We start from the raw sequence: 25010 nt of genomic DNA on the forward strand, positions 1-25010 counted from the left end.
GATGTGTGATACGTGAGGACGATTCTCGTTCGCCTCGCGACCGGGCGCGGCGCTCACGGGTCGGAGACGTCGTCCAGAGCCTCGCGGATCTCCCACGGCAGCGTCAGCTTCTCGGCCTGCAACACGCCGAGGAGCTGCGCGTGGGTGCGCGCGCCGACGATCGCCGACGACACGCCCGGGCGGTCGCGCACCCAGGCGAGCGCCACCGCGAGCGGCGACACGCCGAGCCCCTCGGCCGCGGTGGTCACCGACTCCACGATGCTGCGGCACCGCTCGTCCAGGTAGGGCCGGACGAACTCGGCGAAGTGCGGGGTGGCGGCGCGGGAGTCGGCGGGGATCCCGGTGCGGTACTTGCCGGTCAGCACGCCGCGTCCGAGCGGCGACCAGGCGAGGACCCCGGCGCCCACGTGCGCGGCGGCCGGCAGCACCTCCTCCTCGGCGTCCCTGGCCAGCAGGGAGTACTCCACCTGCGCCGCGACGATCGGGGCCCGCGAGTCGCCGCACCGCTGCCAGGTGGCGGCGGCCGCGAGCTGCCAGCCGGTGTAGTTGCACACGCCGGCGTAGGCCGTACGGCCCGTGGAGACGGCGAAGTCGACGGCGGCGAGCGTCTCCTCAATCGGCACCCGGGGGTCGAACGCGTGGAGCTGCCACAGGTCGACCTCCTCCAGCCCGAGCCGGGCCAGGGAGGCGTCGAGCGCCTGGATGAGGTGACGGCGGGAGGCGTCCCGCTCCCCTCCGGGGGTGAGCACCGCCTTGGTGGCGATCACCAGCTGCCTGCGCGGCACCACGTCGCGGATGAGCCGGCCGATCAGGCGCTCGGCGTCGCCGCCGCCGTACACGTCCGCGGTGTCGATCAGCGTGCCGCCGGCCTCGGCGAAGGCGGTGAGCTGCGCCGTCGCCTCCTCGGCGGAGGTGTCGCGGGCCCAGGTCATCGTGCCGAGCCCGATCCTGGACACCGACAGACCGCTGCGCCCGACTAGTCGCTGGTCCATGGTGCGGACAGACTAGCCGATAGGCTGTCCGCACCATGGACGTACTACAGGCGATCGTGCTCGGGCTCGTGCAGGGTCTCACCGAGTTCCTGCCCATCTCCAGCTCGGCGCACCTGCTGATCGTGCCCAAGCTGGCGGGATGGGACGATCCCGGCGCCCCGTTCACCGCGGTGATCCAGCTCGGCACCATGCTCGCGGTGCTCATCTACTTCTGGCGGGACATCGTCCGGATCACCTGGACGTGGTTGCGCAGCCTGTGGACGCCGGAGCTGCGCGGCGACCTCGACGCGCGCATGGGGTGGTACATCGGCCTGGGCACGATCCCGATCGGCGTCGCCGGCCTGCTGTTCAAGGACGCGATCGAGGGCCCGGCCCGCAACCTGTGGCTGAACGCGGCCATGCTCATCGTCTTCGGCCTGCTGCTGCTCGCGGCCGACCAGATGGGCCGCAAGAAGAAGGAGGTCGCCGACCTCAACATGCGCGACGGCCTGATCATCGGCGCGTGGCAGATGCTGCCGCTGATCCCGGGCGCCTCCCGCTCGGGCTCCACGATGACCGGCGCGATGTTCCTCGGGTACACGCGCGAGGCCGCCGCCCGCTACTCCTTCCTGCTGTCGATCCCGGCGGTGATCCTGTCGGGGCTGTTCGAGCTGCGGCACGTCGGCGACGGCGGCGGCCCGCCGGTGGCGCCGACCCTGATCGCGACCGTCGTGTCGTTCGTCGTCGGGTACGCCTCGATCGCCTGGCTGCTGCGTTACGTCGCGCGCCACTCGACCATCGTCTTCGTCGTCTACCGCGTCTTCGCGGGGACGTTCCTCCTCACGTTGCTGGCCCTCGGGGTGGTGCAGTCATGACGACCGTATTGTTCGTACGGCACGGCCTCACCGCGATGACCGGCCCGGTGCTGGCCGGCTGGACCCCGGGAGTCCACCTCGACGAGCGCGGCAGGGAGCAGGCGCGTGCGGTGGCCGAACGGCTCGCGCCGCTGGAACTGGACGCCATCGTGTCCAGCCCGCTGGAGCGGTGCCGGGAGACCGCCGCCGCCATCGCGCAGGGCCGCCCCGTCTCGGTGGAGACCGACGACAGGTTCGGCGAGTGCGGCTACGGAGACTGGACCGGCCGGCCGTTGAAGGAACTCGCCGAGGAGCCGCTGTGGCGGGTGGTGCAGGCCCATCCCAGCGCGGCGGTGTTCCCCGGCGGTGAGGCCCTGGCGGAGGTGCAGAACCGCGCCGTGCGGGCCGTACGCGACTGGAACGAGCGGCTCGGGGAGAAGGCCACCTACGTGGTCTGCAGCCACGGGGACGTGATCAAGGCGATCGTGGCCGACGCGCTCGGCCTCCACCTGGACCAGTTCCAGCGCATCACGGCCGACCCCGCCTCCGTCACGGTGATCCGCTACACCCCCCTGCGTCCCTTCCTGCTCAGGGCGAACGACGTGGGCGGGGGAGTGGCCAACCTGGTGCCCCCACCAGGGGTGTCGGAGGACGAAGACGGGGGAGAAACCCTCACCGGAAGCGACGCCGCCGTCGGCGGCGGAGCCGGGACCACATAAGGTCGGGCTATGCCGGTCTTCGACTACGATCCGCCTGACAGGTTCGTGGCCGGTGCCGTGGGGCAACCGGGCGCACGAGCCTTCTTCCTGCAGGCCCGAGGCCAGGGCAGGATCACCACGGTGGCGCTCGAGAAGTTCCAGGTCGCCGTGCTGGCCGACCGCCTCGACGAGCTGCTCGACGAGGTGCTGCGGCGCAGCGGGGGGCGCGCGCCGGTCCCGGCCATGGCCCCCGCGGAACTGGCCGACGAGGGTCCCCTCGACCTGCCGATCGACGAGGACTTCCGGGTGGGGACGATGGCGCTCGCCTGGGATCCCGAGACCGCGCAGGTGATCATCGAGGCGCAGGAGGCGACGGAGGGCGACGAGGAGGACGAGCCGCCGCTGGACGACGACCGGCCCGAGCCCGCCGTCCTCAGGGTGCGGATAAGCGCCGCCGCCGCCCGCGCGTTCAGCCGCCGGGCGCTCGAGGTGGTCGCCGCCGGCCGCCCGCCGTGCCCGCTGTGCGGCCGGCCGCTCGATCCCGAAGGGCACATCTGCGTCCGCCTCAACGGCCACCATCCCGGGGTGTTCTCGGCATGAGAGGCACGGCGTGAACGGCTGGAAGCGCGGCGGCGCGCCGCGCGGGCGGGGAACCGGATGACGGCGGAGGACGAGGCGAGCATCAGCGACGTGGACGGGCCGGGGCTGGACGACGTGGCGGCGATGCGCCTGCTGCGGGAGGGCACCTTAGAAGTGGCCGGGCGACTCGTCGAGGCCACGAACATGACGCTCTACTGCTCCATCAGGGACGGTGAGCACGCGGCGGCGTGCGTGTACAAGCCGGTGCGCGGGGAGCGCCCCCTGTGGGACTTCCCCGACGGCACGCTGGCGGCCCGTGAGGTGGCCGCCTACGAGGTGGCCGCCGCCACCGGATGGCGCATCGTGCCGCCGACCGTCTACCGGGACGGCCCCTTCGGCCCGGGCATGGTGCAGCTGTGGATCGACGCCGATCCCGAGGCCGACCTGATGGCCCTCATGCGCAGCCGCAACCCCGCGCTTCGCCGCATGGCCGTCTTCGACGCGGTGGTGAACAACGCCGACCGCAAGGGCGGCCACCTGCTGCCGCTGCCCGGCGGGCACGTCTACGGGGTCGACCACGGGGTCTGCTTCGCGGTCGAGGACAAGCTGCGCACCGTGCTGTGGCAGTGGCGCGGCAAGACGCTGCCGCGCGAGTCGGTCAACGTGCTGGTGCGGCTGGAGCGCGAGATCGAGCGGGGCCGCCTCGGCCGGCGCCTGCGCGAGCTGCTGACCCAGGCCGAGGTGGAGGCCACGTGGGAGCGGGTCAAGAGGCTGCTGGCCACCGGGGTCCACCCGCACCCCTCCGAGGACTGGCCCGCGATCCCGTGGCCCCCGATTTGATCGCCGCAGACAGGCTTGCGCAAAACGCGTGGATTGTGCACTCTGCAGGGGTCTCTACCGATATTGGAGGGAACACGCATTGTGTACGGTCATCGTGAGCGTCGAGCCGGAGTCCGGCGCGCCGGTGCTCCTCGCGGGAGTGCGTGACGAGATCGTCACGCGGCCGTGGATGTCGCCGGACCGGCACTGGCCCGCGTACCCCGGCCTGGTCGGCGGCCGCGACCTGGAGGCGGGCGGCACCTGGCTGGCCGCCGACCCCGCGGGCCGGCGCGTGGCGGCGCTGCTCAACGGCGAGGGGACGGCGGCCCCGGCGGGCCGGCGTCACTCGCGCGGCGAACTGCCCCTCCTGGCCGCCGCCACGGGGGAGCTCCCGTCGCTCGACCTGTCCTGGTACGACCCCTTCCACCTCGTCCTCGGCGGGCTCGACGGCGTACGGCTGTGGAGCTGGGACGGCGACATCCTGACCGAGGAGAAGCTGCCCGAGGGCGTGCACATGATCGTGAACACGGGCTGGGACCGCGGCGAGAGCGCGCCGCGCACCGCCTGGTTCCGGCCCCGGTTCGCCCGGGCCGCCCGGCCCGGATGGACCACGGGCGGCTCGTCCGAACGGTTCTGGGGGGAATGGCTCGACCCCGCCTCCGGCGCCGGGCTGCCCTGGGACGATCCCCGCGCGCTGGTCATGCGGCGGCGGCTGCCGGACGGCCGGGTCTTCGCCAGCCTGTCGGTCACGCTGGTCGCCCTCGCGGAGCAGGGGCTGCGCTACGACTTCTGCCCGCAGCCGGATGATCCGGACACCTGGCACGAGATCGACACCTCGTGGACCAGACCGGCTGAACCGGTCCGCCGGCCTCGCGGATAGGCTTCACACCATGCGATCGTGGTCTGCTCCGAATGTCCCCAGGTTGCCTGGTCCGGGCCTTCCGCTCCGTCTGTACGACACCGCCGCCCGAGAGGTGCGGGAGACGGCCCCCTCCGGCGAGGCCCGTCTGTACGTCTGCGGCATCACGCCGTACGACGCCACCCACCTCGGGCACGCCAACACCTACCTCGCCTTCGACCTGGTCAACCGGGCGTGGCGGGACGCCGGCCACGACGTGCACTACACCCAGAACGCCACCGACGTGGACGACCCGCTGCTGGAGCGCGCCGAGGCGACCGGGACCGACTGGCGCTCCCTGGGCGAGCGCGAGATCGAGCTGTTCCGCTCCGACATGGAGGCGCTGCGCATCCTGCCGCCCCGCGAGTACGTCGGGGTCACCGAGACCGTCGGAGAGATCGCCGATCTGATCGTCCGGCTGGCCGAGCGGGGCGCCACGTACGAGATCGACGGGGACGTCTACTTCTCCGTCGCCGCCGCGCCCAAGTTCGGCGCGGTCTCGGGCTACTCCGAGGACACCATGCTGGAGCTGTTCGGCGAGCGCGGGGGCGACCCCGGCAGGCAGGGCAAGCGCCACCCGCTCGACTGGCTGCTCTGGCGGGCGGAACGGCCGGGAGAGCCGTCCTGGGAGTCGCCGTTCGGCCCCGGCAGGCCCGGCTGGCACGTCGAGTGCACCGCCATCGCCCTGCGCAACCTGGGCAGCGGCTTCGACGTCGCCGGCGGCGGTTCGGACCTGATCTTCCCCCACCACGAGATGGGCGCCTGCGAGGGCCACGTGGCCACCGGTGAGTGGCCGTTCGCGCGGGCGTACGTCCACGCGGGCATGGTCGGCCTGGACGGCGAGAAGATGTCCAAATCCAAGGGCAACCTCGTGTTCGTCTCCCGGCTGCGGCAGACGACCGACCCCATGGCCGTGCGGCTGGCTCTGCTGGCGCACCACTACCGTACGGACTGGGAGTGGACGCAGGACCAGGTCGTCGCGGCGGAGGAGCGGCTGGCGCGGTGGCGGGCGGCGGTGGCGCGGCCGGCGGGCCCCGCGGGCGGCCCGGTGCTGACGGCGGTGCGCGAGCGCCTCACGGACGACCTCGACGCCCCGGGCGCGCTCGCGGCGATCGACGCCTGGGCGGCGGCGGAGGGCGACGACGCCACCTCGCCGGCGCTGGTACGCGACATCGCCGACGCGCTCCTCGGCGTCGCGCTCTGACCCCTCGCGCTCTGACCCCTCGCCCTCCGGCCCTCGCGCTCACCCTCGCCCTGACGGCACGGGCCGTCCCCGGGCCGTGGCCACGACGGCCGGACCCGGGGACGGCGACCGCGCCGGACACTCCCTACGGCACGGGAACCGGGTCGCGGGCGGCGTCGGGACGGTCGACGAAGAGCCCGCCGGCGAGGTCCCCCGCGCGGAGGGCGGAGCCGGCGAAGTTCGCCTCGACCGCGCTTTTCTCCGCCGCGCTGGGGGTGGCGTTGGTGCAGCTCACCGGGGCGCTGTGACCGGACATCAGGTCGGTGCAGCGGCCGGTGCGCCGGTCGGGCAGACCGAGGATGTGGCCGATCTCATGGGTGGCGATCCGCAGGGGATAGTAGCCCTCGGCGGTCGCCTCCCTGCCCATCCAGATCGTGCCCCGGCCCAGCCTGGTGACGCTGGTGCGGGGCCAGCCGTTGTCGGCGAGCACCACGAAGTCGGCGGGTGTGCCCGCCACGAGCCGGACGCCGGTGACGGAGGCGTTCCAGACCTGTGCGGCCTGGTCCATCACCGCGCGGAATTCGGCGGCCTGGCTCGCGTCGTACCGCAGCACGCGCACCGCCGCGCTCGCCGCCGTGTCGCGGGCCGGCTCGGCCGCCCGGGCCGGCGACACCGTGAGCAACACGGCCGTTCCCGTGAGCAGGGCCGCGACGGTCCGGAGGAACCGTGACATCCACATCGGGGTCTCCTCAGCTGGGGGATGACCACCACGAGACGCGCCGGTGATCGGGGTGTCTCGGGTGGGGCTGCCGCAAACGTACGTTCGGCGGGCCCGGCGGGGGACAGGCCAGTTCTCCCCTACTGCCGCGTTATGGAAGGCGGGACGTTCACCCGAGCGGCACCCGGGGGGCCAGCCAGGGGAACACGACGTACCACAGCGCGGCCACCGCGGCGCCGGTCAGCAGCAGGACGACGGCCAGCCGCAGCGCGGTGCCGCCGGGCAGCCGCCGCCAGAGGAATCTGTACACGCCGGGCCTTCCTCGTTCAGCTGCGGCGTTCCTCGCGGCGGACGAGCACGCCCTGGACGACCAGGCGCTGCGCCGCGGAGAACTCGGGATGACAGGTGGTCATGGTCATCAGCGCGGTCGTGGGCCGCCGCCCCGGATGGCCGGGAACGGGGTCGACGACGCCGACATCCCCGGGATCGACGACCTCCTTGCGTGTGACCTCGTAGGTGTAGCGGGCGTCCCGCGCGTCCACCACGATGTCGTCGCCGCGCCGCAGCTCGTCGAGCCGGTTGAACGGCGCGGCGTAGGTGGTGCGGTGCCCGGAGAGCACGAAGTTGCCCACCTGGCCGGGCAGCGCCGTGCCGGGGTAGTGGCCGGGGCCCTTGCGCAGCTCCGCCGGCCCGACGCCCTCGACGACCGCGTACCGGTATCCGGCGCCCAGGCGGGGGATGCGCAGCAGCGCCAGGGCGTCGCCGAGCCTCACCGCGCCGGGGCCCGCGTGCCCTCGGTCCCTGTCGAACACCTCGCCGAGCCTCTGCTGGAGCACACGCTGCTCCCGCTCGGTCTCCGCGCCGGTGCCCCAGAGCAGGTACGCGTAGAACAGCAGCAGGACCAGCCCCGCCGGCACGCACAGCTCGCCGACGACCCGCACGGCCGTCATCGCGGCCCCGTTGTCTTCCCCGCGCACGCACCGAAGTATCGCCGCCCGCCGCGCCCGGCCGGGGCCATATGAGGGCCATTGGCGAATTCTTTGGCAGGCCGGTCCCGCGAGCGGCAGTGGTGCGGTCGTGGTCAACGAAGCGAAAACCTGAACGATCCTTCGGTAAGCACCGTGCGCCGGAATGAGGCGGCTTCGCGAGGGGCGCATACAACAGTCGAGCAGCGAAATGTCGCTGGCAATCCGGGCAAATGCTCTATCAATTGAGCGACCGTTATCGGGAGTCCAAAGTGGCGCGAAAAAATACTGTACCTGTTCTTCTGGCGGTGACGGTCGCGGGCGGCCTGACACTCGGCACCCATGGGATCGCCAATGCGCAGACCCACGCACCCGAGCCGACGTCCGCCACTCAGCCGGAGCAGTACTCGCCCCCGCTCGACACCCCCGAGGGAGCGCAGAACGGAAACGAGGGCGGCGCGGTCCAGGGTGTGAAGGACTCGGCCACGACGGACCCGAACACGGACGATCCGGCCGGCGGCGCGGCCACGACGCTGGCCGCGGACGCGCAGTCGGACGCGGTCACGGACGCGGTGCCGGTAGTGGCGGACGCGCAGTCGGACGCCGTCACGGACGCGGTGCCGGTCGCCACGGACGCCGACCGCGCCTGCGACGACCAGGTGGCGGCGGACGCGCAGGCCCCGGAGGCCGCCGAGGGCGAGCCGGTCAAGGAGGCGGTGCCGGTCAAGGAGGCGGCACCGGTCAACGAGGCGGCGCCGGAGGCGGAGCCCGTCAAGGAGGCGGCGCCCGTCGCCGCGCCCGCCGCCCAGAACGCGGCGGACGTCAAGACGGTCGCGGCGGCCGCCCCGGTCGTGGCCCCCGCGCAGGAGCCGGCGACCGCCGACGTACTGGCGGCGGCGGGTGAGTACGGCCCGGTGGGGAACGACGGCCTGCGCGCGGACGGCACGTTCGAGGACGGCGCATCGTTCGAGGACGAGTCCCAGGACGCCGAGGACGCCGAGGGCACGGAGGACGCCGCGAACGCGGCGGACGCGGACGACGACACGGTCGAGGACGCGGTCGAGGACGGCGTGCGGCGTCCCGGCCACGACACCGAGCCGGTCGTGGAGACCGAGCCCGCAGTGCAAACCGAGCCAGTGGTGCAGACCGAGCCCGCGACCGTGACGCGGCAGGTCGCGGAGCCGGAGGTGGTGGAGAACACCAACTGCCCGAACGGCAACTGCAACAACAACAACTGGTTCCAGCCGAGGAACTGGTCCTGGAGCAACTGGCCCCAGACCTACACCTACAACGACACCCAGAACAACAACGGCGGTCAGGCCCAGCCCGTCGTGGCGCCCGCCGGCGCGGGGGGCAACGGCGGGGTCCTTCCCGTGCAGAACGCCGTGCAGCAGGCCGCCGCCTCTCCCACGGGGCCCGTCACGCCCGAGGAGATGCCGGCTGAGGCGTCCCTCGAGGAGCCCGGGGAGAGCGCCGAGGGGGAGTACGAGAACGAGCCCGAGGAGTCCGAGCCCGAGGAGTCCGAGCCCGAGGAGTCCGAGTCCGAGTCCGAGAACGAGGACGAGGACGTCTCCTGGGAGGAGCAGGCTCCGCCGATGATGGGCGGCGCCCCCGCAGGCCCCCCCGCCGCCGGCCCCGCCGGCCCCGGCGGCCCGGGCTTGCCGTTCACCGGGGCCCCCGTGGGAGTGGGTGCGGCGGGAGCGGGCCTGCTGGCGTTCGCTCTCGGATGCGCCCTGCTGCCGGGGCGGCGCCGCAGGGCCACGGAGTAGACCGGCGCCGGTGCGGCCCGGCGGGCCGGCCGGAGCATGCGGGGCGGGCCGTTCCTGTGCCGTTGGGAAACCACGGCGACGGCGGCCCGCCCCGGACTTCGGCCCCGAGCGCGCCGCCGCACACGGACGGAAGCCGGGCGCGCGAAGCGTCGTCGCTACGACACGACGGAAACGGGCGGCCCCCCGAGGGGCCGCCCGTTTGCGTTGCCACCGGCGTCGCCGGGTGTCGCTCGCGCCGTCCCCGGAGCGACCCCCGCCCGCGCACGGGCGGGTCGCGGCTGAGCGGTGTCAGGCGCGGTCACGCCTCGTCAGGTCGTGCGGGCCCACCGCCGGACCGTGCTCGTACGGCAGGTCACCGATCAGCGCGGCCCCCTCGTAGGCGCCGTCCGACAGCGCGAGCCGCGGCGGCGGGGGCTCGTCCCGTCCGGATCCGCGACCGCCGAGACGGCGGGCGACGTCGTCCCGCAGCCGCGGCAGGTACGCGTAGAGGCGGTCGCCCGGGCAGGCGGTCCGGTTGAGGTCGCGGTGGCCGACGACGGCCTCGTGCGGGTCGAGGTCGTACACGTCGCACAGCCAGGCGAGCAGCGTGGTGAGCGCGGACAGCTGCCGGGCCGGGGGCAGGACGGAGGTGTAGGTCCCCTCGGTCTCGATGCCCAGCGTGTGGTCGTTGTGGTCGGCCGCCTGCGCGCCCAGCACGTGCCTGCCCGCCTCGACGGCCGGCAGCGAGCGGTTGCGGCCTTCCATCACGTATCCGCCCCGGCTGACGGTGAACTGCTCGCCGATGTCCTCCCAGCCGTTGCGCCGCATGTGGTAGCGCTGGATCGACCGGGACAGCCGGAAAGCGGCATCGAGGTCGGCCGGGCCCGTGTTCGCCGTCGCCGTGTGGTGGACGACGAGCCGGTCGGGCGCCCGGTCGAGCACCTCGGCCTTGCTCCTCGGCGGGTCGGCCTTCCAGTCGGACCGGGTGTACACGCGCGGCCGGCGCGGGCGGCCGCCGGCCCAGACGGGCGTGGCCGTCGCGGCGATCCCGCCCTGCACGGCCAGGATCGCCGCGGGCAGGCGGGCCGACCACAGGAGCCCCGTCGAAAGAAACGAGCGGCGTGAGACCGCTGACATCCGTCCTCCCCGAGTGCACGCGGGCCCTCGGGGGCCCTCGTCCGGCGGGAGGCGGCATCGGTATCCCCTTTCTCCGCCGCGGATATTCCTGCGGGCGGAAAACCGGTCACATGTCAACCGAAATGTCCGCGCTATTTCCCGCGGAGAAACGCCGTAGTCCGGTCATGGAATGGCAGTCCCGCGATCGCGGGAATGTCGCGAAATTTCCCGTACGGGCCCGGATGCGGGCGGCACTGACCTTGCGTGACGACGGCGGGCCGGGCGGGGCCGCCCGGCGTCACGCGGACGAAACGCGGGCCACACGAGAGGCGGGCCCGTGTTAACCCGATGTTGCATCCGTTATGCCTGTGGATTGCGTGTTTCGCGGGTGCGGCACATGTAACGGCCGCACGGTCACGCATGGTCAAAGTGCGTAACGCGCTCTTCCTAGCTTCTGGTACCGGCCCCAGATGCCGAAGACGCGGGAGGAACGATGACGGCGACGCAGGCGGCGACTCCAGGGAAGGGCCGCTGGATAGGTGACTGGCGACCGGACGATTCCGCTTTCTGGGAGAGCTCCGGCAAGAAGGTGGCCCGGCGGAACCTGGTGTTCTCGATCCTGGCCGAGCACCTCGGGTTCACCCTGTGGACCGTGTGGAGCATCGTCTCCGTCAAGCTCGGCGCCTACAAGTTCTCCACCGACCAGCTCTTCTGGATCGTGTCGCTGCCCAACCTGGTGGGCTCCGCGCTGCGCATCCCCTACACCTTCGCGCCCGCCCGGTTCGGCGGCCGCAACTGGACAGTGGTCAGCGCGCTGCTGCTGCTGGTGCCCGCCGGCCTGCTCGCGGTGGCGGTGAACGACCCCGGCACGCCCTACTGGGCCTTCCTGGTGATCGCGGCGACGGCCGGGCTCGGCGGCGGCAACTTCGCCTCCAGCATGGCCAACATCACCTACTTCTACCCGCAGAACAGGCAGGGCGCCGCCCTCGGCCTGAACGCGGCCGGCGGCAACATCGGCGTCAGCTCCGTGCAGTTGCTGATGCCGCTGGTCATCGCGGGGTTCGGGCTGGCCGCCGCCGGGTTGTTCTGGGTGCCGTTCATCCTGGCAGCCGCCGCCGGGGCGTACTTCTGCATGGACAACCTCACCTCGGCCAAGGCGGAGCCGAGGGAGATGGCCAAGGCGGCCGGCCGGGCGCAGACGTGGATCATGTCGGTCCTCTACATCGGCACGTTCGGCTCGTTCATCGGCTACTCCACGGCGTTCCCGCTGCTGATCAAGTCGCAGTTCCCGGAGCAGGCCGCGCTGACCTCGCTCGCGTTCCTCGGCCCGCTGGTCGGCTCGGTCATCCGGCCCGTCGGCGGCTGGCTGTCGGACCGCCTCGGCGGGGCCTCGGTGACGTTCTGGAACTTCGCCGCGATGATCGTCTCGGTCCTGCTCGTGTGGCAGGCCATGACCGCGCACAGCTTCGCGCTGTTCTTCGCCGCCTTCATGCTGCTGATCGGCACCGCGGGCGTCGGCAACGGCTCCACGTACCGGATGATCCCGGCGATCTTCCGGGCGAAGGCCGTCGGCGGCGTCGAGCCCGGCACCCCGGAGTACGAGGCGGCGCTGGCGACCGGCAAGCGCGACGCGTCGGCGGCCATCGGGTTCATCTCCGCGATCGGCGCCTTCGGCGGGTTCTTCATCAACCGCGGATTCGGCAGCTCCATCGCCGCCACCGGCGGCGCGGGGGCCGCGCTGGCGGCCTTCGCCGCCTTCTACGCGATCTGCTTCGGGCTCACCTGGTTCTGCTACATGCGCACCCTCGGCGCGAAGGCCGCGCCGAACCTGGCGGCCGCCCGCGTCTGAACTGCCGATGCGGGCGCCCGGGCGGCGCCCGCTTTTTCCGGACCGATGCCTCACAAGCGGCGACAGCACAAGTGAGCTTCCGAGACGACGGGGTCTCTCACACGCCGCGCTCACCGAAGTTAGCGCGGTTGGCGCCTTGTAGCACAGCGGTAACAGAAGGGACCCAGCGGTGAAACCGCCTGTCAGCACCATCGGATCCATGCCGATCTCACTCCACGCTCCCGGGCCTGTGATCTCACGGGCCGCCGCGGACACGACCGTGGGCCCGGCCACGCACTGCCCGTACTGCGCCCTGCAGTGCGGCATGTACGTCAGAGAAGGGGAGATCACCCCGCGGGAGGACATCCCGGCCAACGCCGGCGGCCTGTGCCAGAAGGGCTGGACGGCCGCCGAACTGCTGACCTCGCCCGAACGGCTCACCACTCCGCTGCTGCACGGCGACCCGGTGAGCTGGGACGAGGCGCTCGACTACGTCGCAACCCGGATCGAGGCCGTCAGGGCCGGGCACGGGCCGGACGCCGTGGCGGTGTTCGGCGGCGGCGGGCTGACCAACGAGAAGGCCTACCAGCTCGGCAAGTTCGCCAGGGTGGCGCTGCGGACCAGCCAGATCGACTACAACGGCAGGTTCTGCATGTCGTCGGCGGCGGCCGCGGTCAACCGGGCCTTCGGCATGGACCGGGGTCTGCCGTTCCCCATCACCGACGTCGCCCGCGCGGACGCCGTCCTGTTCGCCGGGGGCAACGTCGCCGAGACCATGCCCCCCTTCGTGCGGCACCTGACCGCGATGCGGTCCGGGGGCGGCAGGCTCGTCGTCGTCGATCCGCGTCTCACCCAGACCGCCAAGATGGCCGACCTGCACCTGCAGGTCACCCCGGGCACCGACCTCGCGCTGGCACTCGGCCTGCTGCACATCGCGATCGCCGACGGGTACGCCGACCTGGACTACCTGGCCGCCCGCACGACCGGCTTCGAGGCGGTGCGCACCTCCGTCTCCGCCTGGTGGCCCGAGCGGGTGGAGCGCGTCACCGGCGTCCCGGTCGCGCGGATGCGCGAGGCCGTACGGATCCTCGGCGAGGCGGAGCGCGCGATGGTGCTGACCGGCCGGGGCGCCGAGCAGCACGCCAAGGGCACCGACACGGTCACCGCGTTCGTCAACCTGGCGCTCACCCTCGGGCTGCCCGGCCGTGCGGGCTCCGGCTACGGCTGCGTGACCGGCCAGGGCAACGGCCAGGGCGGCAGGGAGCACGGTCAGAAGGCCGACCAGCTCCCCGGCTACCGCAAGATCGACGACCCGGCGGCGCGGGCGCACGTCGCGGCCGTCTGGGGGATCGACCCCACCGACCTGCCCGGCCCCGGCCGGTCGGCGTACGAGCTGCTGGACGCGCTCGGCACGCCACGGGGACCGAAGGCGCTGCTGCTGTTCGGCTCCAACCCCGTCGTCTCGGCGCCGCGCGCCGGGCACGTCGCGCGGCGGCTGGAGGCGCTGGACCTGCTCGTGGTCTGCGACTTCGTGCTGTCGGAGACCGCGGCCATGGCCGACGTCGTGCTGCCCACGACCCAGTGGGCCGAGGAGTCGGGCACGATGACCAACCTGGAGGGCCGGGTCCTGCTGCGCCGCCGGGCCGCCGCGCCCCCGCCCGGCGCGCGCACCGACCTGGAGATCCTGCGGGGCCTCGCCGAGCGGCTCGGCTGCGGCGAGAAGTTCCCCGCCGACCCGCGCACGGTCTTCGACGAGCTGCGCCGGGCCTCCGCCGGGGGCGTCGCCGACTACTCCGGCATCACCTACGAGCGGATCGCGGCCGAGACCGGGGTGTTCTGGCCGTGTCCCGAGACGCCGGGGGAGCCCCATCCCGGCACCCCGCGGCCCTTCCTGGACGGCTTCGCCACCCCGGACGGCCGGGCACGCCTCGTGCCGGTGGACCACCGCCCGCCCGCCGAGGACGTGGACGAGGAGTTCCCCCTCTACCTGACCACCGGGCGCGTGCTCGCCCACTACCAGTCGGGGGCGCAGACGCGCCGGATCCGCCCGCTCACGCAGGCGTCGCCGGAGGTGTTCGTGGAGCTGCACCCGGACCTCGCCGAGCGGCTGGGCGTCGTCCCCGGCGACCGCGTCCGGGTGCGCAGCCGCCGGGGCGCCGCCGAGGGTGTCGCCCGGGTGAACGCCTCGATCCGGCCGGACACGCTGTTCATGCCGTTCCACTGGGAGGGCGTCAACGTGCTCACCAACCCGGCGCTCGACCCCACGTCGCGGATGCCGGAGTTCAAGGTCTGCGCCGCCGCCATCGAGCGCTGCGAAGACGGGGAGCGTGTCGCGTGAGGCTTGTCGTGGTGGGGAACGGGATGGCGGGCTCGCGCCTGGTGAGCGAGGTCCGCGCCCGGGACAAGGCCGTGAAGATCACGGTGTTCGGCGCCGAGGCCTGGCAGCCGTACAACCGGGTCCTGTTGTCGAACGTGGTGGCCGGCACGTCGAGCCCGGACCAGGTCCGGCTGCTCGACCCCCGCTGGTACGGCGAGCACGGCGTGACCGCCCGTCTCGGCGTCGCGGTCACCGCCATCGACCGGGACTGCCAGACGGTGGTCGCCGCCGACGGGACGCGTGAGCCGTACGACGTGCTCGTGCTCGCCACGGGCAGCGAGGCGGTCGTCCCGCCGATCCCCGGAGTGGAGCGGGCCACGGCGTTCCGCACGCTGGACGACTGCGAGCGGATCAGGGAGGCCGCCGAGAGCGCGCGCAGCGCGGTCGTGGTCGGCGGCGGGCTGCTCGGCATCGAGGCGGCGCGCGGGCTGGCCGGGCGGGGCGTCCCGGTGACGCTGCTGCACCTGGCCGGCCACCTGATGGAGCGCCAGCTCGACGAGGAGGCCGGGCTCATCCTCCGCGAGACGCTCGACGCGCTCGGCGTGTCCATCCGCACAGGCGTCACCGTGAGCGCGATCCGCGAGCGGCACGTGGAGCTGGCCGGCGGTGAGCTCGTCGACGCCGGCCTGGTGGTGCTGGCCTGCGGCGTACGCCCGGTCGTCGGGCTCGCCCGCGACGCCGGTCTGGAGGTGGAGCGCGGCGTCGTCGTGGACGACGAGCTGCGCACCGACGACCCGTCGATCTTCGCGATCGGGGAGTGCGCCCAGCACGCGGGCCGCGTCTACGGACTGGTCGCCCCCGGCTGGGAGCAGGCGTCGGTCGTGGCCGACCTCGTCACCGGCGCCGACAAGGGCGCGCGTTACCGCGGCTCGCGGCTGGTCACCCGGCTGAAGGCCAAGAGCGTGGAGCTGGCGGCCATGGGGGAGACCCAGCTGACCGAGGACGAGGCGGAGATCGTCCGCTTCTCCCACCGGCACAAGGGCACCTACCGCAAGCTCGTCATCCGCGACGGCCGGCTGGTCGGCGCGATCCTGCTGGGCGAGACCTCCGCCGTGGGCACGCTGACCCAGCTGTTCGACCGGGGCGGACCCCTGCCCGGCGACCGCACCGGGCTGCTGTTCCCCGACATCGCGGGCGTGGGCGGCGCGGCCGTGGCCGACAGCCCCACCCGGATGCCGGACTCGGCCCGGGTCTGCCAGTGCAACAACGTGACGAAGGGCCAGATCAGGGCGTGCTGGGAGTCCGGCGCGCGGGACGTGGAGGCCGTGGCCGCCGCGACGCGGGCCACCACCGGGTGCGGCGGCTGCCGCGACGCGGTGGAGGGCATCGTCGGCTGGCTGTGTGAGCAGGAGGGCGTAAGCGCATGAGAGTCGTCGTAGTGGGACACGGCCCGGCGGCACACCGCCTGATCGCGACGCTGGCCGACCGGGGCTTCGACGGGACGGTCACCGTGTTCGGGGAGGAGCCCCGCCCGGCGTACGACCGGGTGGCGCTCACCTCCTACCTGAGCGGCAGGAGCGTCGAGGACCTCACCTATCCGGTGCCGGGCGGCGTCACGGTCAGGACCGGCGTCCGCGTCACCGGGATCGACCGCGCGGACCGCGTCGTCACCACCGACGCCGGCGACAGCGAGCCGTACGACGTGCTGGTGCTGGCCACCGGGTCGGCGCCGTTCGTGCCGCCCGTGCCGGGCGGGGACCTGCCGGGCTGCTTCGTGTACCGGACGATCGACGACCTGGACGCCATCAGGGAGGCGTCGCGGGACGCCCGCGCCGGTGTGGTCATCGGCGGCGGGCTGCTCGGCCTGGAGGCGGCCGACGCGCTGCGCGGGCTCGGGCTCGACACGCACATCGTCGAGATGAGCGGGTGGCTGATGCCCCGCCAGGTGGACGAGGGCGGCGGCTCGGTGCTGCGCGGTCACATCGAGGGGCTCGGGCTCACCATCCACACGGGCGCGGGCGTGCGCTCGATCGAGGCGGGCCCGGACGGCCGGGTCGCCTCGCTGGTGAAGCCCGGCGGCGAGGCGATCGACACGCAGGTCGTCGTCTTCTCCGCCGGCATCCGGCCGCGCGACGAGCTCGCCCGCGCCTGCGGCCTGGAGGTCGGCGAGCGCGGCGGCATCGTGGTCGACGCGGGCATGCGCACCTCCGACGAGCACATCTACGCCATCGGCGAGTGCGCTCTCGCGGGCGGCGTGGTCTACGGCCTCGTCGGGCCCTGCAACACCCAGGCGGAGGTGGCCGCCGAGCGCATCATGAGCGGGCCGGCCGCCTTCACCGGGGCCGACATGTCCACCAAGCTCAAGCTGCTCGGCGTGGAGGTGGCGCAGTTCGGCGCCATGTCGGGGGCGCTCGACGTCACCTACATGGACCCCGTGGGCGGCGTCTACAAGCGGCTGTTCATCAGCGACGACGCCAAGACCCTGCTCGGCGGCATCTGCGTCGGCGACGCCGGGCCGTACAACGCGCTGCGGCCGTTCGTCGGCAAGCCGCTGCCCGGCGCGCCGAGCGACCTGCTGTTCGCCGGCGCGGGCAAGGCGTCGGTCGACCTGCCCGACGACGCGCAGGTCTGCTCCTGCAACAACGTGACGAAGGAGAGGATCTGCGCGGCCATCGCCGACAAGGGCCTGACCGACGTGCAGGGCATCAAGGACTGCACCCGGGCCGGCACCACCTGCGGCAGCTGCGTGCCGATGCTCAAACAGATCCTGGTGAAGTCGGGCGTCGACGTCGGCAAGGCGCTGTGCGAGCACTTCCCGCACAGCAGGGCCGAGCTGTTCGACATCGTCAACGTCCGCGGCATCACCACGTTCTCCCAGCTCATCGCCGAGCACGGCACCGGCCGCGGCTGCGACATCTGCAAGCCGGTGGTCGCCTCGATCCTCGCCTCCCTCGGTCGCGGCCACATCCTCGACGGTGAGCAGGCCGCGCTGCAGGACACCAACGACCAGTTCCTGGCCAACATCCAGAAGAACGGCACCTACTCGGTCGTCCCGCGCATCCCGGGCGGCGAGATCACGCCAGACAAGCTCATCGTGATCGGCGAGGTGGCCCGGGAGTTCGGTCTCTACACGAAGATCACCGGAGCGCAGCGCATCGACCTGCTCGGGGCCCGGGTCGAGCAGCTGCCCGCCATCTGGCGCCGGCTCGTGGACGCCGGCTTCGAGTCCGGGCACGCGTACGGCAAGGCCCTGCGGACGGTGAAGTCCTGCGTCGGGTCCACCTGGTGCCGGTACGGCGTGCAGGACTCGGTCGGCCTGGCCATCGCCCTGGAGCTGCGCTACCGGGGGCTGCGCTCGCCGCACAAGCTGAAGTCGGCCGTCTCCGGCTGCGCCCGCGAGTGCGCCGAGGCCCGGTCGAAGGACTTCGGCATCATCGCCACCGAGCAGGGCTGGAACCTCTACGTGGGCGGCAACGGCGGCTTCAAGCCCCGCCACGCCGACCTGCTCGCGTCCGACCTGTCCACCGACGACCTGGTCAGGACCATCGACCGGTTCCTGATGTTCTACATCCGCACCGCCGACCGGCTGCAGCGGACCGCGGCCTGGCTGGAGAACCTGGACGGCGGGCTCGACTACCTCCGCGAGGTGGTCATGGAGGACTCGCTCGGCATCTGCGCGGAACTCGACGCGCAGATGGAGCGGCACGTGTCCACGTACGTCGACGAGTGGCGCGCCACCATCGAGGACCCCGACAAACTGCGCCGCTTCGTCAGCTTCGTCAACGCCCCCGGCGTTCCCGACCCCTCGATCTCCTTCGAGACCGAGCGCGACCAGATCAAGCCGGTGCTGATTCCCCTGGAGGTGACCCGCACATGACCATCCTCGACGAGATGCCGGCCCTTGCCGGCCACTGGACCCCGGTCTGCACCTACACCGACCTGCTGCCCGAGCGGGGCGCGGCGGTCCTCGTCGGCGACCGGCAGGTGGCCGTCTTCCGCGCCTTCGACGGCGCCCTGTACGCCCTGGGCAACCTCGACCCGTTCAGCGGGGCGCAGGTGATGTCCCGGGGGATCGTCGGCACCAGGAACGGCGAGCCGACCGTGGCCTCGCCGATGCACAAGCAGGTGTTCTCACTGGTCACCGGCGTGTGCGTGGACGACCCCGGCGTCGCCGTGCCGACCTATCCCATCCGAGTGACGGACGGAACCGTGGAGGTGAGCGTGGTATGACCATGCTGCTGGAGGAGGTCCCGATGACCCTTGAGACCGCGCCCGACGCGCTGGCCGGGTTCACGATCGGGGTGACGGCGACCCGCCGCAGCGAAGAGCTCGCCGCGCTCCTGGAGCGGCGGGGCGCCCGGGTCGTCCGGGCGCCCGCGATCCGCATCGTGCCGCTCGCGGAGGACGCCGGGCTGCTCGCCGCGACCCGGGCGTGCCTGGAGGCGTCCGTCGACGACGTGGTCATCACCACGGGCGTCGGCTTCCGGGGGTGGATGGCGGCGGCCGAGGGCTGGGGCCTGTCCGCCGACCTCAACGCCCACCTCGGGAACGCGCGGCTGCTCGCCCGGGGCCCGAAGGCGCGGGGGGCCGTGCGGGCCGCCGGCCTGGTGGACTTCTGGACCCCGGCCACCGAGTCGTGCGAGGAGGTCAAGGAGTACCTGCTCGCCCAGGACCTGCGCGGCCGCCGTATCGCGGTGCAGTTGCACGGCGAGCCGCTGGACGGCTTCGTCGCGTCGCTGCGGGAGGCGGGCGCCGAGGTGATCGAGGTGCCGGTCTACCGGTGGCTGCCCTACCGCGACACCTCGCCGCTGCGCCGCCTGATCAGCCAGGTGATCACCGGCTCGGTCGACGCGGTGGCCTTCACCAGCGCTCCCGCGGTGCTCGCGATGCTGGGCGCCGCCCGCGCCGACGGGCTGGAGGACGCGCTGCTGGCCGCGTTCGACACCCGCGTGGTGGCCGCCTGCGTCGGCCCGGTCACGGCCGGGCCGCTGACCCAGCGGGGCGTGCGGGCCGTCCAGCCCGACCGGGCCCGCCTCGGCGCGCTCGCCCGGACCCTCGCCCGCCACCTGCCGGAAAGCGGCGTCACACGGCTCGTCGCGGGCGGGCACGACCTGGAGATCCGCGGCCACGCCGTGGTGGTCGACGGCGAGCTCAAGCCGCTGCCGCCCGCCCCGATGGCCGTGCTCAAGCGGCTCGCCGCCCGCCCCGGGCACGTCGTGAACCGGGCCGACCTGCGGGTCGTGCTGCCCGGCGGCCCCTCACGCGACTCGGCCGAGCACGCGGTCGAGATGGCCATCACCCGCCTGCGCCGGGCGCTCGGCCCCGCGGGCATCGTCGAGACCGTGGTGAAGCGCGGCTACCGCCTGGCCTGCGGCCGGGACGAGCGTTGACGCCGGAGCCGGGGACCCCGACGCTGGTGATGGCGGCGCACGGCGCCCGCAGCGGCCACTGGGAGTCGGTGATGGACTCCCTGGCGGCCCGGGTGCGCCGTGCCAGGCCCGCCGCACGGGTCGAACTCGGATTCCTGGAGATCAGCGCGCCGCTGCTGTCCGACGTGTTGTCGCGGGTGCCGGGACCGGTCGTGGTGGTCCCCATGCTGCTCGCCGGGGGATACCACGCGCACGTCGACCTGCCGGCCGTCGTCGCCCGCACCCGGCCCGGCGCGGTCGTCGCCGGGCAGCTCGGGCCGCACCGGCTGCTGACCTCGGTGCTGGCCCGGCGCCTGGCCGCGGCGGGCCTGCGGCCCTGTGACACCGTGATCCTGGGCGCCGCCGGCTCGTCCGACCCCGCCGCGCTGGACGACGTCCGCGCCGCCGCCCGGCTGCTGTCCGTACGGCTCTCGCGTCCCGTCGCCGCCGCGTTCGCCTCGGCCGGGACGCCCACGATCGCCGAGGCGCTGGAGCGCGCCAGGGCCGGCCTCGCCCCGCGCGTCGCCGTCGCCTCCTACCTGCTCGCGCCCGGCTTCTTCCACGACCGGCTGCTGACGAGCGGCGCGGACCTGGTCGGCGCGCCCCTGGGCGTCGACGACGACCTGGCCGCCCTCGTCTGGGCCCGCTTCGACGAGGCCGTCCTCCGCCGCGCCGCGGCCGTCCCGCCCGCCCACTCGCCGTACGCCTCCGGCGCCCGGGGCTGAACGGACCACGTCCGCGCCCTGCGAGGGGCCGCCGTCCCGGGGGAGCGCACGCAGGGAGATGTGCGCGGAGCCGCGAGCACACCACCATGATCGGCATGTCCACGTCCGCTCCTCCGCGAACCGGCCGGCCCCGGGGCCGTTGAACGCCTGCGACGCCGGGCCGGCCGGACGGCCACCGATCCGTCCGGCGGGGGGAGTGGCCGGGGCGCGGCATGCCCGTGACCACCGGAGTGGACCGCGGCCCGTGCTTCACGAGCGGCGAACCCCGCCGCCGCGCCCTCCGGACGAGGAGGCCATGTGACCTTCGACCACGAACCCCAGGCGAGTGCCCAGGGCGTCATCGCCGCCGCGCGCCCCCAGTCCGGCGGCGCCTGCCTGCCGGACCTGCTCCGGGAGCACGTGCGGGCACAGCCCGGCCGCACGGCGTGCGTCTACGGCGGCGAACGCCTCACCTACCGCGAGCTGGCCCGGCGTAGCAGCGCCCTGGCCGCCCGCCTGCGACGTCTCGGTGTGGCCGCCGACGAACGCGTCGGCCTGTTCGCCGAGCCGTCGACCGAGCTGATGACGGGCGTGTGGGGCATCCTGTGCGCCGGCGGCGCGTACCTGCCGCTGTCCCCGGAGTATCCGGAGGAGCGGCTGCGCTACATCATCGAGGACTCCCGGACCTCGGTGATCCTGACCCAGCGGGCGCTCGCCGCGCGGCTGGCGGAGCTGGCGCCGCGGGGCACGACGATCGTCGTCCTGGACGCGGCCGACGGGCCCGCCGCGTCGCCGGCCGGCGACCCCGGGGACGCGGCCCGCATCAGTCCCGGCGACGCGGCGTACGTCGTCTACACCTCCGGAAGCACCGGCAGGCCGAAGGGCGTGGTGATCGAGCACCGCGCCATCGTCAGCCAGATGCGGTGGCTGCACGCCGTCCACGGGATCGACCGGGACCGGGTCATCCTGCAGAAGACCCCGTTGAGCTTCGACGCGGCGCAGTGGGAGATCCTCGCGCCCGCCTGCGGCAGCACCGTCGTCATGGGGGCTCCGGGTCTCTACCGCGACCCCGAAGCGCTCATCGACACCGTCGTCGCGTGCGGCGTGACCACCCTGCAGTGCGTCCCGACCCTCCTGCAGGCGCTGCTCGACACCGAGCGGCTGGGGGAGTGCACCTCGCTCACCCGGCTCTTCAGCGGCGGGGAGGCCCTTTCCCGGCGCCTCGCGCTGCAGTGCCTGGACGCGCTGCCGCACTGCGAGCTGGTCAACCTCTACGGGCCGACCGAGTGCACCATCAACTCCTCCAGCTTCGCCGTCGACCGGCGGGCCGCCGCGGACGGCCCGCAGACGATCCCGATCGGCACGCCGGCCCACGGCACCTGGTTCCGCCTGCTCGACGGCGACCGCCTGCTGACGACCCCGGGGGAGATCGGCGAGCTGTACATCGGCGGCGTCCAGCTCGCGCGGGGGTACCTGAACCGGCCCGACCTGACCGCGGAGCGGTTCGTCGCCGACCCGTTCGGCGACGGCCGGGAGTCCTCCCGGCTCTACCGCACCGGCGACCTGGCGTACTGGAACGCGGACGGCACCCTCCAGTTCGCGGGCCGGGTCGACAACCAGGTGAAGCTGCGGGGATTCCGGATCGAGCTGGACGAGGTCAGGCTGGGCATCGAGAGCCACGACTGGGTCAGCAACGCCGCGGTCGTCGTCAAGGACGACTCCGCCACCGGGGACCGGCAGCTCGTCGCGTACGTCGAGCTGAACCCCAGGGAAGCGGCCCTGATGGACCAGGGCGAGCACGGCGCCCACCACCTGTCGAAGGACAGCAGGCTCCAGGTGCGGGCGCAGCTGTCGGACGGAGGGTGCCGCGACGAGGCGGAGATCCGCGGCAAGGCGGTGACCCTTCTACCCGGCGCGACGGCGACGGCGGAGCAGCGCCGGCGGGTGTTCGCCCGCAAGACCTACCGCTTCTTCGAGGGCGGCGACGTCACGAAGGACGACATCGTGCGGCTGCTGGAAAGGACGGGCACGGCCACCCGTCCGCGCGCCCTCGACAGCCTGGGCCTCGCCGAGCTCGGGGAGATCCTGCGGTATTTCGGGCAGTTCTCCAGCGACGAGCGGATGCTGCCGAAGTACGGCTACGCCTCGCCCGGGTCCCTCTACGCCACCCAGATGTACCTGGAGATCGGCGGCCTCGACGGCGTGCGGCCCGGATATCACTACTACCACCCCGTCCGGCACCAGCTGATCCTCATCCGGGAGACGCCGGCCGCGGCGACGCCGCGGCTGAGGATCCACTTCGTCGGCAAGCGACGGGCGATCGAGCCGGTCTACAAGAAGAACGTCCGCGAGGTCCTGGAGATCGAGGCCGGCCACATGGTCGGGCTGTTCGAGGAGATCCTCCCGGAACACGGTCTCGACATCAGGGCCGCCGGCTACCTGCCCGAGACGAAGGACCACCTGGAGTGCGCGGACGAGGACGACTACCTCGGCACGTTCGCCGTGGTGCCGTACGCCGGGCCGCGGCCGGAGGACTCGCTCGACGTCTACGTGCAGGCGCACCCCGGCAGGGTGCGGGGGCTGGACGAAGGCCTCTACCGGTACGCGGCCGGCGACCTGCACCGGATCTCCGGCGACGTGATCCTGAAGAAGCACGTCGTGGCCATCAACCAGGAGGTCTACCGGCGGTCCCGCTTCGGCGTCGCACTGGTCGGCAGGCCCGGCCCGGACTGGCTCGGCTACCTCGACCTCGGCCGCAGGCTCCACCGCCTGCAGATGAACGACCTGGGCCTGGGCCTCATGTCGTCCGGTTACAGCTCGAAGACCGGCGACGACCTGCCGTCGGCGCGGCGCATGGAGAGCATCCTGCGCGCCTGCGGCCGGGAGCCCGGCCCGTTCTACTTCGCCGTCGGCGGCCGCGTCAGCGAGGAGCAGCTGCGGAGCACGGGGATGAAGGAGGACACCGTCCACATGAGGGGCCCGACGGAGATCGTCAGGGACGACCTCATCGGGTTCCTGCCGGACTACATGCTGCCCAATCGGGTCGTGATCCTCGACCGGCTGCCGCGCACGGCCAACGGGAAGATCGACACGAGGGCGCTGGAGGCGCTGGACCTGGGCGGTCCCGACCTCACCGGCGAGCCCTTCGTCGCCCCCCGCACCGAGGACGAGGAACGGATCGCCCGCGTGTGGGGGCGGGTGCTGAAACGGGAGAAGGTCTCCGTGCGGGACGACTTCTTCGTCTCCCGGGGAAACTCGCTGACCGCGATGGCGCTCGTGAAGGGAATCAACCGGGAGTTCGGCTGCTCGCTCCCGCTCCAGGTGGTGTTCCGGGCGCCGACCGTGGAGAAACTCGCGATCGAGGTCCGGGCCGGCGGCGCGAGGCCCTCCTCGCGTCTGGTCAGGCTCAATACCACGGGCTCGGGAAATCCCGTCTTCTGCTGGCCCGGTCTGGGTGGTTATCCCATGAACCTCCGGTCACTGGCCGAGGGAATAGGGGTTGACCGGCCGTTCTACGGCCTTCAGGCTTACGGCATAAATAAGGAAGAGGTTCCGTATTCCACGGTACGGGAGATGGCCGAGGAGGATAACCGGGCGCTGCGGCGGGTCCAGCCGGAGGGGCCGTACACGCTGTGGGGATACTCCTTCGGCGCGCGCGTCGCCTTCGAGACGGCGCGCCTGCTCGAAGAGGCGGGCGAGCAGGTCGAGCGCCTGCTGCTCATCGCTCCCGGGTCGCCGCGGGTGCGCGCGGGCGGCGATCGCGGCGGTGGTGACGAGCCCGTCTACACCAACAGGAAGTATCTCGCGATTCTGTTCTCGGTTTTCGCCGGGCGGGTGGACGGGCCATTGCTGGAGGACTGCCTGAAGGAGGTCGGGGACGAGGACGCTTTCGTGTCGTTCGTCGGCACGCATTTCCCGGATATCGACCCCGATCTGGTGCGGAGAATCGTCCGGACCGTGGCCCGGACGTATCAGATGAGAATCCAGATCGGAGGTGGAGCGCAACGGCCGGTCAACGCGCCGGTGACGATAGTGAAAGCCCGGGGGGACGAACCGTCGTTCGCCGAGGACGGGCACGGATTGTTCTCCGGGCCACCCTCCGTGATCGAGCTCGACGCCGACCATTACGGCATTCTCAAGGAGCCGGGCCTGGGGGAGCTGCGGCGAGCCCTGGGCCGCGTGCCCGGCCTGTGATCCCATCGAC

Annotated in this window: 20 protein-coding genes; 15 read left to right on the top strand and 5 right to left on the bottom strand. The window is 73.0% G+C overall.

What is annotated here, in order from left to right:
• Positions 1 to 53: 53 nt before the first annotated feature.
• Entirely contained in the window at positions 54 to 992 is a 939-nt protein-coding gene (locus AAH991_RS19400) for an aldo/keto reductase (protein ID WP_346227267.1), read from the bottom strand.
• Between the two features lie 35 nt (positions 993 to 1027).
• Here AAH991_RS19400 and AAH991_RS19405 point away from each other — a divergent pair, with 35 nt between their 5' ends.
• The 6 genes from AAH991_RS19405 (at position 1028) to mshC (ending at position 6023) form a co-directional block, all read left to right on the top strand.
• Positions 1028 to 1846 carry an undecaprenyl-diphosphate phosphatase gene (locus AAH991_RS19405; RefSeq protein WP_346227268.1) on the top strand — a complete coding sequence of 273 codons (819 nt, stop codon included), beginning with the start codon at positions 1028 to 1030 and terminating at the stop codon, positions 1844 to 1846.
• A complete protein-coding gene (locus AAH991_RS19410) occupies positions 1843 to 2544 on the top strand; it encodes a histidine phosphatase family protein (RefSeq protein WP_346227269.1) in 702 nt (233 codons plus the stop codon). The genes AAH991_RS19405 and AAH991_RS19410 overlap by 4 nt, the downstream gene beginning before the upstream one ends.
• 9 nt (positions 2545 to 2553) lie before the next feature.
• Positions 2554 to 3123 carry a DUF3090 family protein gene (locus AAH991_RS19415; protein WP_169985798.1) on the top strand — a complete coding sequence of 190 codons (570 nt, stop codon included), beginning with the start codon at positions 2554 to 2556 and terminating at the stop codon, positions 3121 to 3123.
• A gap of 57 nt (positions 3124 to 3180) precedes the next feature.
• Positions 3181 to 3942 carry an SCO1664 family protein gene (locus AAH991_RS19420; protein WP_346227270.1) on the top strand — a complete coding sequence of 254 codons (762 nt, stop codon included), beginning with the start codon at positions 3181 to 3183 and terminating at the stop codon, positions 3940 to 3942.
• A gap of 94 nt (positions 3943 to 4036) precedes the next feature.
• Complete coding sequence (locus AAH991_RS19425) at positions 4037 to 4801, top strand: NRDE family protein (RefSeq protein ID WP_346227271.1); 765 nt, start codon at positions 4037 to 4039, stop codon at positions 4799 to 4801.
• Positions 4802 to 4811: 10 nt separating this feature from the next.
• Positions 4812 to 6023: a cysteine--1-D-myo-inosityl 2-amino-2-deoxy-alpha-D-glucopyranoside ligase gene (gene mshC / locus AAH991_RS19430; protein WP_346227272.1), complete on the top strand. Its 1212-nt coding sequence runs from the start codon at positions 4812 to 4814 to the stop codon at positions 6021 to 6023.
• A 124-nt stretch (positions 6024 to 6147) separates the two neighbouring features.
• On the opposite strand, the gene AAH991_RS19435 is transcribed toward mshC, so the two are convergent.
• From AAH991_RS19435 to AAH991_RS19445, 3 genes are all read right to left on the bottom strand, one after another.
• Complete coding sequence (locus AAH991_RS19435; RefSeq protein ID WP_346227273.1) at positions 6148 to 6741, bottom strand: snapalysin family zinc-dependent metalloprotease; 594 nt, start codon at positions 6739 to 6741, stop codon at positions 6148 to 6150.
• A gap of 148 nt (positions 6742 to 6889) precedes the next feature.
• Positions 6890 to 7030: a hypothetical protein gene (locus tag AAH991_RS19440; RefSeq protein WP_179155138.1), complete on the bottom strand. Its 141-nt coding sequence runs from the start codon at positions 7028 to 7030 to the stop codon at positions 6890 to 6892.
• 16 nt (positions 7031 to 7046) lie between these two features.
• On the bottom strand, positions 7047 to 7697 hold the full coding sequence (locus AAH991_RS19445) for a class E sortase (RefSeq protein WP_346227274.1): 651 nt from the start codon (positions 7695 to 7697) through the stop codon (positions 7047 to 7049).
• 296 nt (positions 7698 to 7993) lie between these two features.
• Between AAH991_RS19445 and AAH991_RS19450 the strand changes: the two genes are divergently transcribed.
• Complete coding sequence (locus AAH991_RS19450; protein WP_346227275.1) at positions 7994 to 9454, top strand: hypothetical protein; 1461 nt, start codon at positions 7994 to 7996, stop codon at positions 9452 to 9454.
• Positions 9455 to 9742: 288 nt separating this feature from the next.
• On the opposite strand, the gene AAH991_RS19455 is transcribed toward AAH991_RS19450, so the two are convergent.
• The gene (locus tag AAH991_RS19455; RefSeq protein WP_346227276.1) at positions 9743 to 10570 is read right to left on the bottom strand and encodes a peptidoglycan recognition protein family protein; all 828 of its coding nucleotides are present in this window, start codon (positions 10568 to 10570) and stop codon (positions 9743 to 9745) included.
• 472 nt (positions 10571 to 11042) lie between these two features.
• On the opposite strand from AAH991_RS19455, the gene AAH991_RS19460 reads away from it, so the two are divergent.
• The 8 genes from AAH991_RS19460 (at position 11043) to AAH991_RS19495 (ending at position 25000) form a co-directional block, all read left to right on the top strand.
• A complete protein-coding gene (locus AAH991_RS19460; RefSeq protein WP_346227277.1) occupies positions 11043 to 12398 on the top strand; it encodes an MFS transporter in 1356 nt (451 codons plus the stop codon).
• A 199-nt stretch (positions 12399 to 12597) separates the two neighbouring features.
• Positions 12598 to 14715, top strand: coding sequence for a molybdopterin oxidoreductase family protein (locus AAH991_RS19465; RefSeq protein WP_346227278.1), 2118 nt, complete (start codon positions 12598 to 12600; stop codon positions 14713 to 14715).
• Positions 14712 to 16121 (top strand): FAD-dependent oxidoreductase, encoded by a 1410-nt coding sequence (locus AAH991_RS19470; protein ID WP_346227279.1) that lies wholly within the window; start codon positions 14712 to 14714, stop codon positions 16119 to 16121. The genes AAH991_RS19465 and AAH991_RS19470 overlap by 4 nt, the downstream gene beginning before the upstream one ends.
• The gene (gene nirB, locus AAH991_RS19475; RefSeq protein ID WP_346227281.1) at positions 16118 to 18571 is read left to right on the top strand and encodes a nitrite reductase large subunit NirB; all 2454 of its coding nucleotides are present in this window, start codon (positions 16118 to 16120) and stop codon (positions 18569 to 18571) included. The genes AAH991_RS19470 and nirB overlap by 4 nt, the downstream gene beginning before the upstream one ends.
• The gene (gene nirD / locus AAH991_RS19480) at positions 18568 to 18924 is read left to right on the top strand and encodes a nitrite reductase small subunit NirD (protein ID WP_346227282.1); all 357 of its coding nucleotides are present in this window, start codon (positions 18568 to 18570) and stop codon (positions 18922 to 18924) included. The genes nirB and nirD overlap by 4 nt, the downstream gene beginning before the upstream one ends.
• Positions 18921 to 20084, top strand: a complete 1164-nt coding sequence (locus AAH991_RS19485) for a uroporphyrinogen-III synthase (protein WP_346227283.1) — start codon at positions 18921 to 18923, stop codon at positions 20082 to 20084. Before nirD ends, AAH991_RS19485 begins: the two co-directional genes overlap by 4 nt.
• Positions 20081 to 20827: a sirohydrochlorin chelatase gene (locus AAH991_RS19490; RefSeq protein ID WP_346227284.1), complete on the top strand. Its 747-nt coding sequence runs from the start codon at positions 20081 to 20083 to the stop codon at positions 20825 to 20827. The genes AAH991_RS19485 and AAH991_RS19490 overlap by 4 nt, the downstream gene beginning before the upstream one ends.
• Before the next feature lie 297 nt (positions 20828 to 21124).
• On the top strand, positions 21125 to 25000 hold the full coding sequence (locus AAH991_RS19495; RefSeq protein WP_346227285.1) for an amino acid adenylation domain-containing protein: 3876 nt from the start codon (positions 21125 to 21127) through the stop codon (positions 24998 to 25000).
• Positions 25001 to 25010: the final 10 nt, after the last annotated feature.

The organism is Microbispora sp. ZYX-F-249, assembly GCF_039649665.1.
Classification (GTDB): domain Bacteria; phylum Actinomycetota; class Actinomycetes; order Streptosporangiales; family Streptosporangiaceae; genus Microbispora; species Microbispora maris.

Excerpts from the sequence above, each read along its gene's own strand:
- AAH991_RS19410 (WP_346227269.1), top strand. The coding sequence starts at position 1,843 with ATGACGACCGTATTGTTCGTACGGCACGGCCTCACCGCGATGACCGGC.
- AAH991_RS19485 (WP_346227283.1), top strand. The coding sequence starts at position 18,921 with ATGACCATGCTGCTGGAGGAGGTCCCGATGACCCTTGAGACCGCGCCC.
- AAH991_RS19415 (WP_169985798.1), top strand. The coding sequence starts at position 2,554 with ATGCCGGTCTTCGACTACGATCCGCCTGACAGGTTCGTGGCCGGTGCC.
- AAH991_RS19420 (WP_346227270.1), top strand. The coding sequence starts at position 3,181 with ATGACGGCGGAGGACGAGGCGAGCATCAGCGACGTGGACGGGCCGGGG.
- nirD (WP_346227282.1), top strand. The coding sequence starts at position 18,568 with ATGACCATCCTCGACGAGATGCCGGCCCTTGCCGGCCACTGGACCCCG.
- nirB (WP_346227281.1), top strand. The coding sequence starts at position 16,118 with ATGAGAGTCGTCGTAGTGGGACACGGCCCGGCGGCACACCGCCTGATC.
- AAH991_RS19435 (WP_346227273.1), bottom strand. The coding sequence starts at position 6,741 with ATGTGGATGTCACGGTTCCTCCGGACCGTCGCGGCCCTGCTCACGGGA.
- AAH991_RS19455 (WP_346227276.1), bottom strand. The coding sequence starts at position 10,570 with ATGTCAGCGGTCTCACGCCGCTCGTTTCTTTCGACGGGGCTCCTGTGG.
- AAH991_RS19405 (WP_346227268.1), top strand. The coding sequence starts at position 1,028 with ATGGACGTACTACAGGCGATCGTGCTCGGGCTCGTGCAGGGTCTCACC.
- mshC (WP_346227272.1), top strand. The coding sequence starts at position 4,812 with ATGCGATCGTGGTCTGCTCCGAATGTCCCCAGGTTGCCTGGTCCGGGC.
- AAH991_RS19465 (WP_346227278.1), top strand. The coding sequence starts at position 12,598 with ATGCCGATCTCACTCCACGCTCCCGGGCCTGTGATCTCACGGGCCGCC.
- AAH991_RS19400 (WP_346227267.1), bottom strand. The coding sequence starts at position 992 with ATGGACCAGCGACTAGTCGGGCGCAGCGGTCTGTCGGTGTCCAGGATC.
- AAH991_RS19460 (WP_346227277.1), top strand. The coding sequence starts at position 11,043 with ATGACGGCGACGCAGGCGGCGACTCCAGGGAAGGGCCGCTGGATAGGT.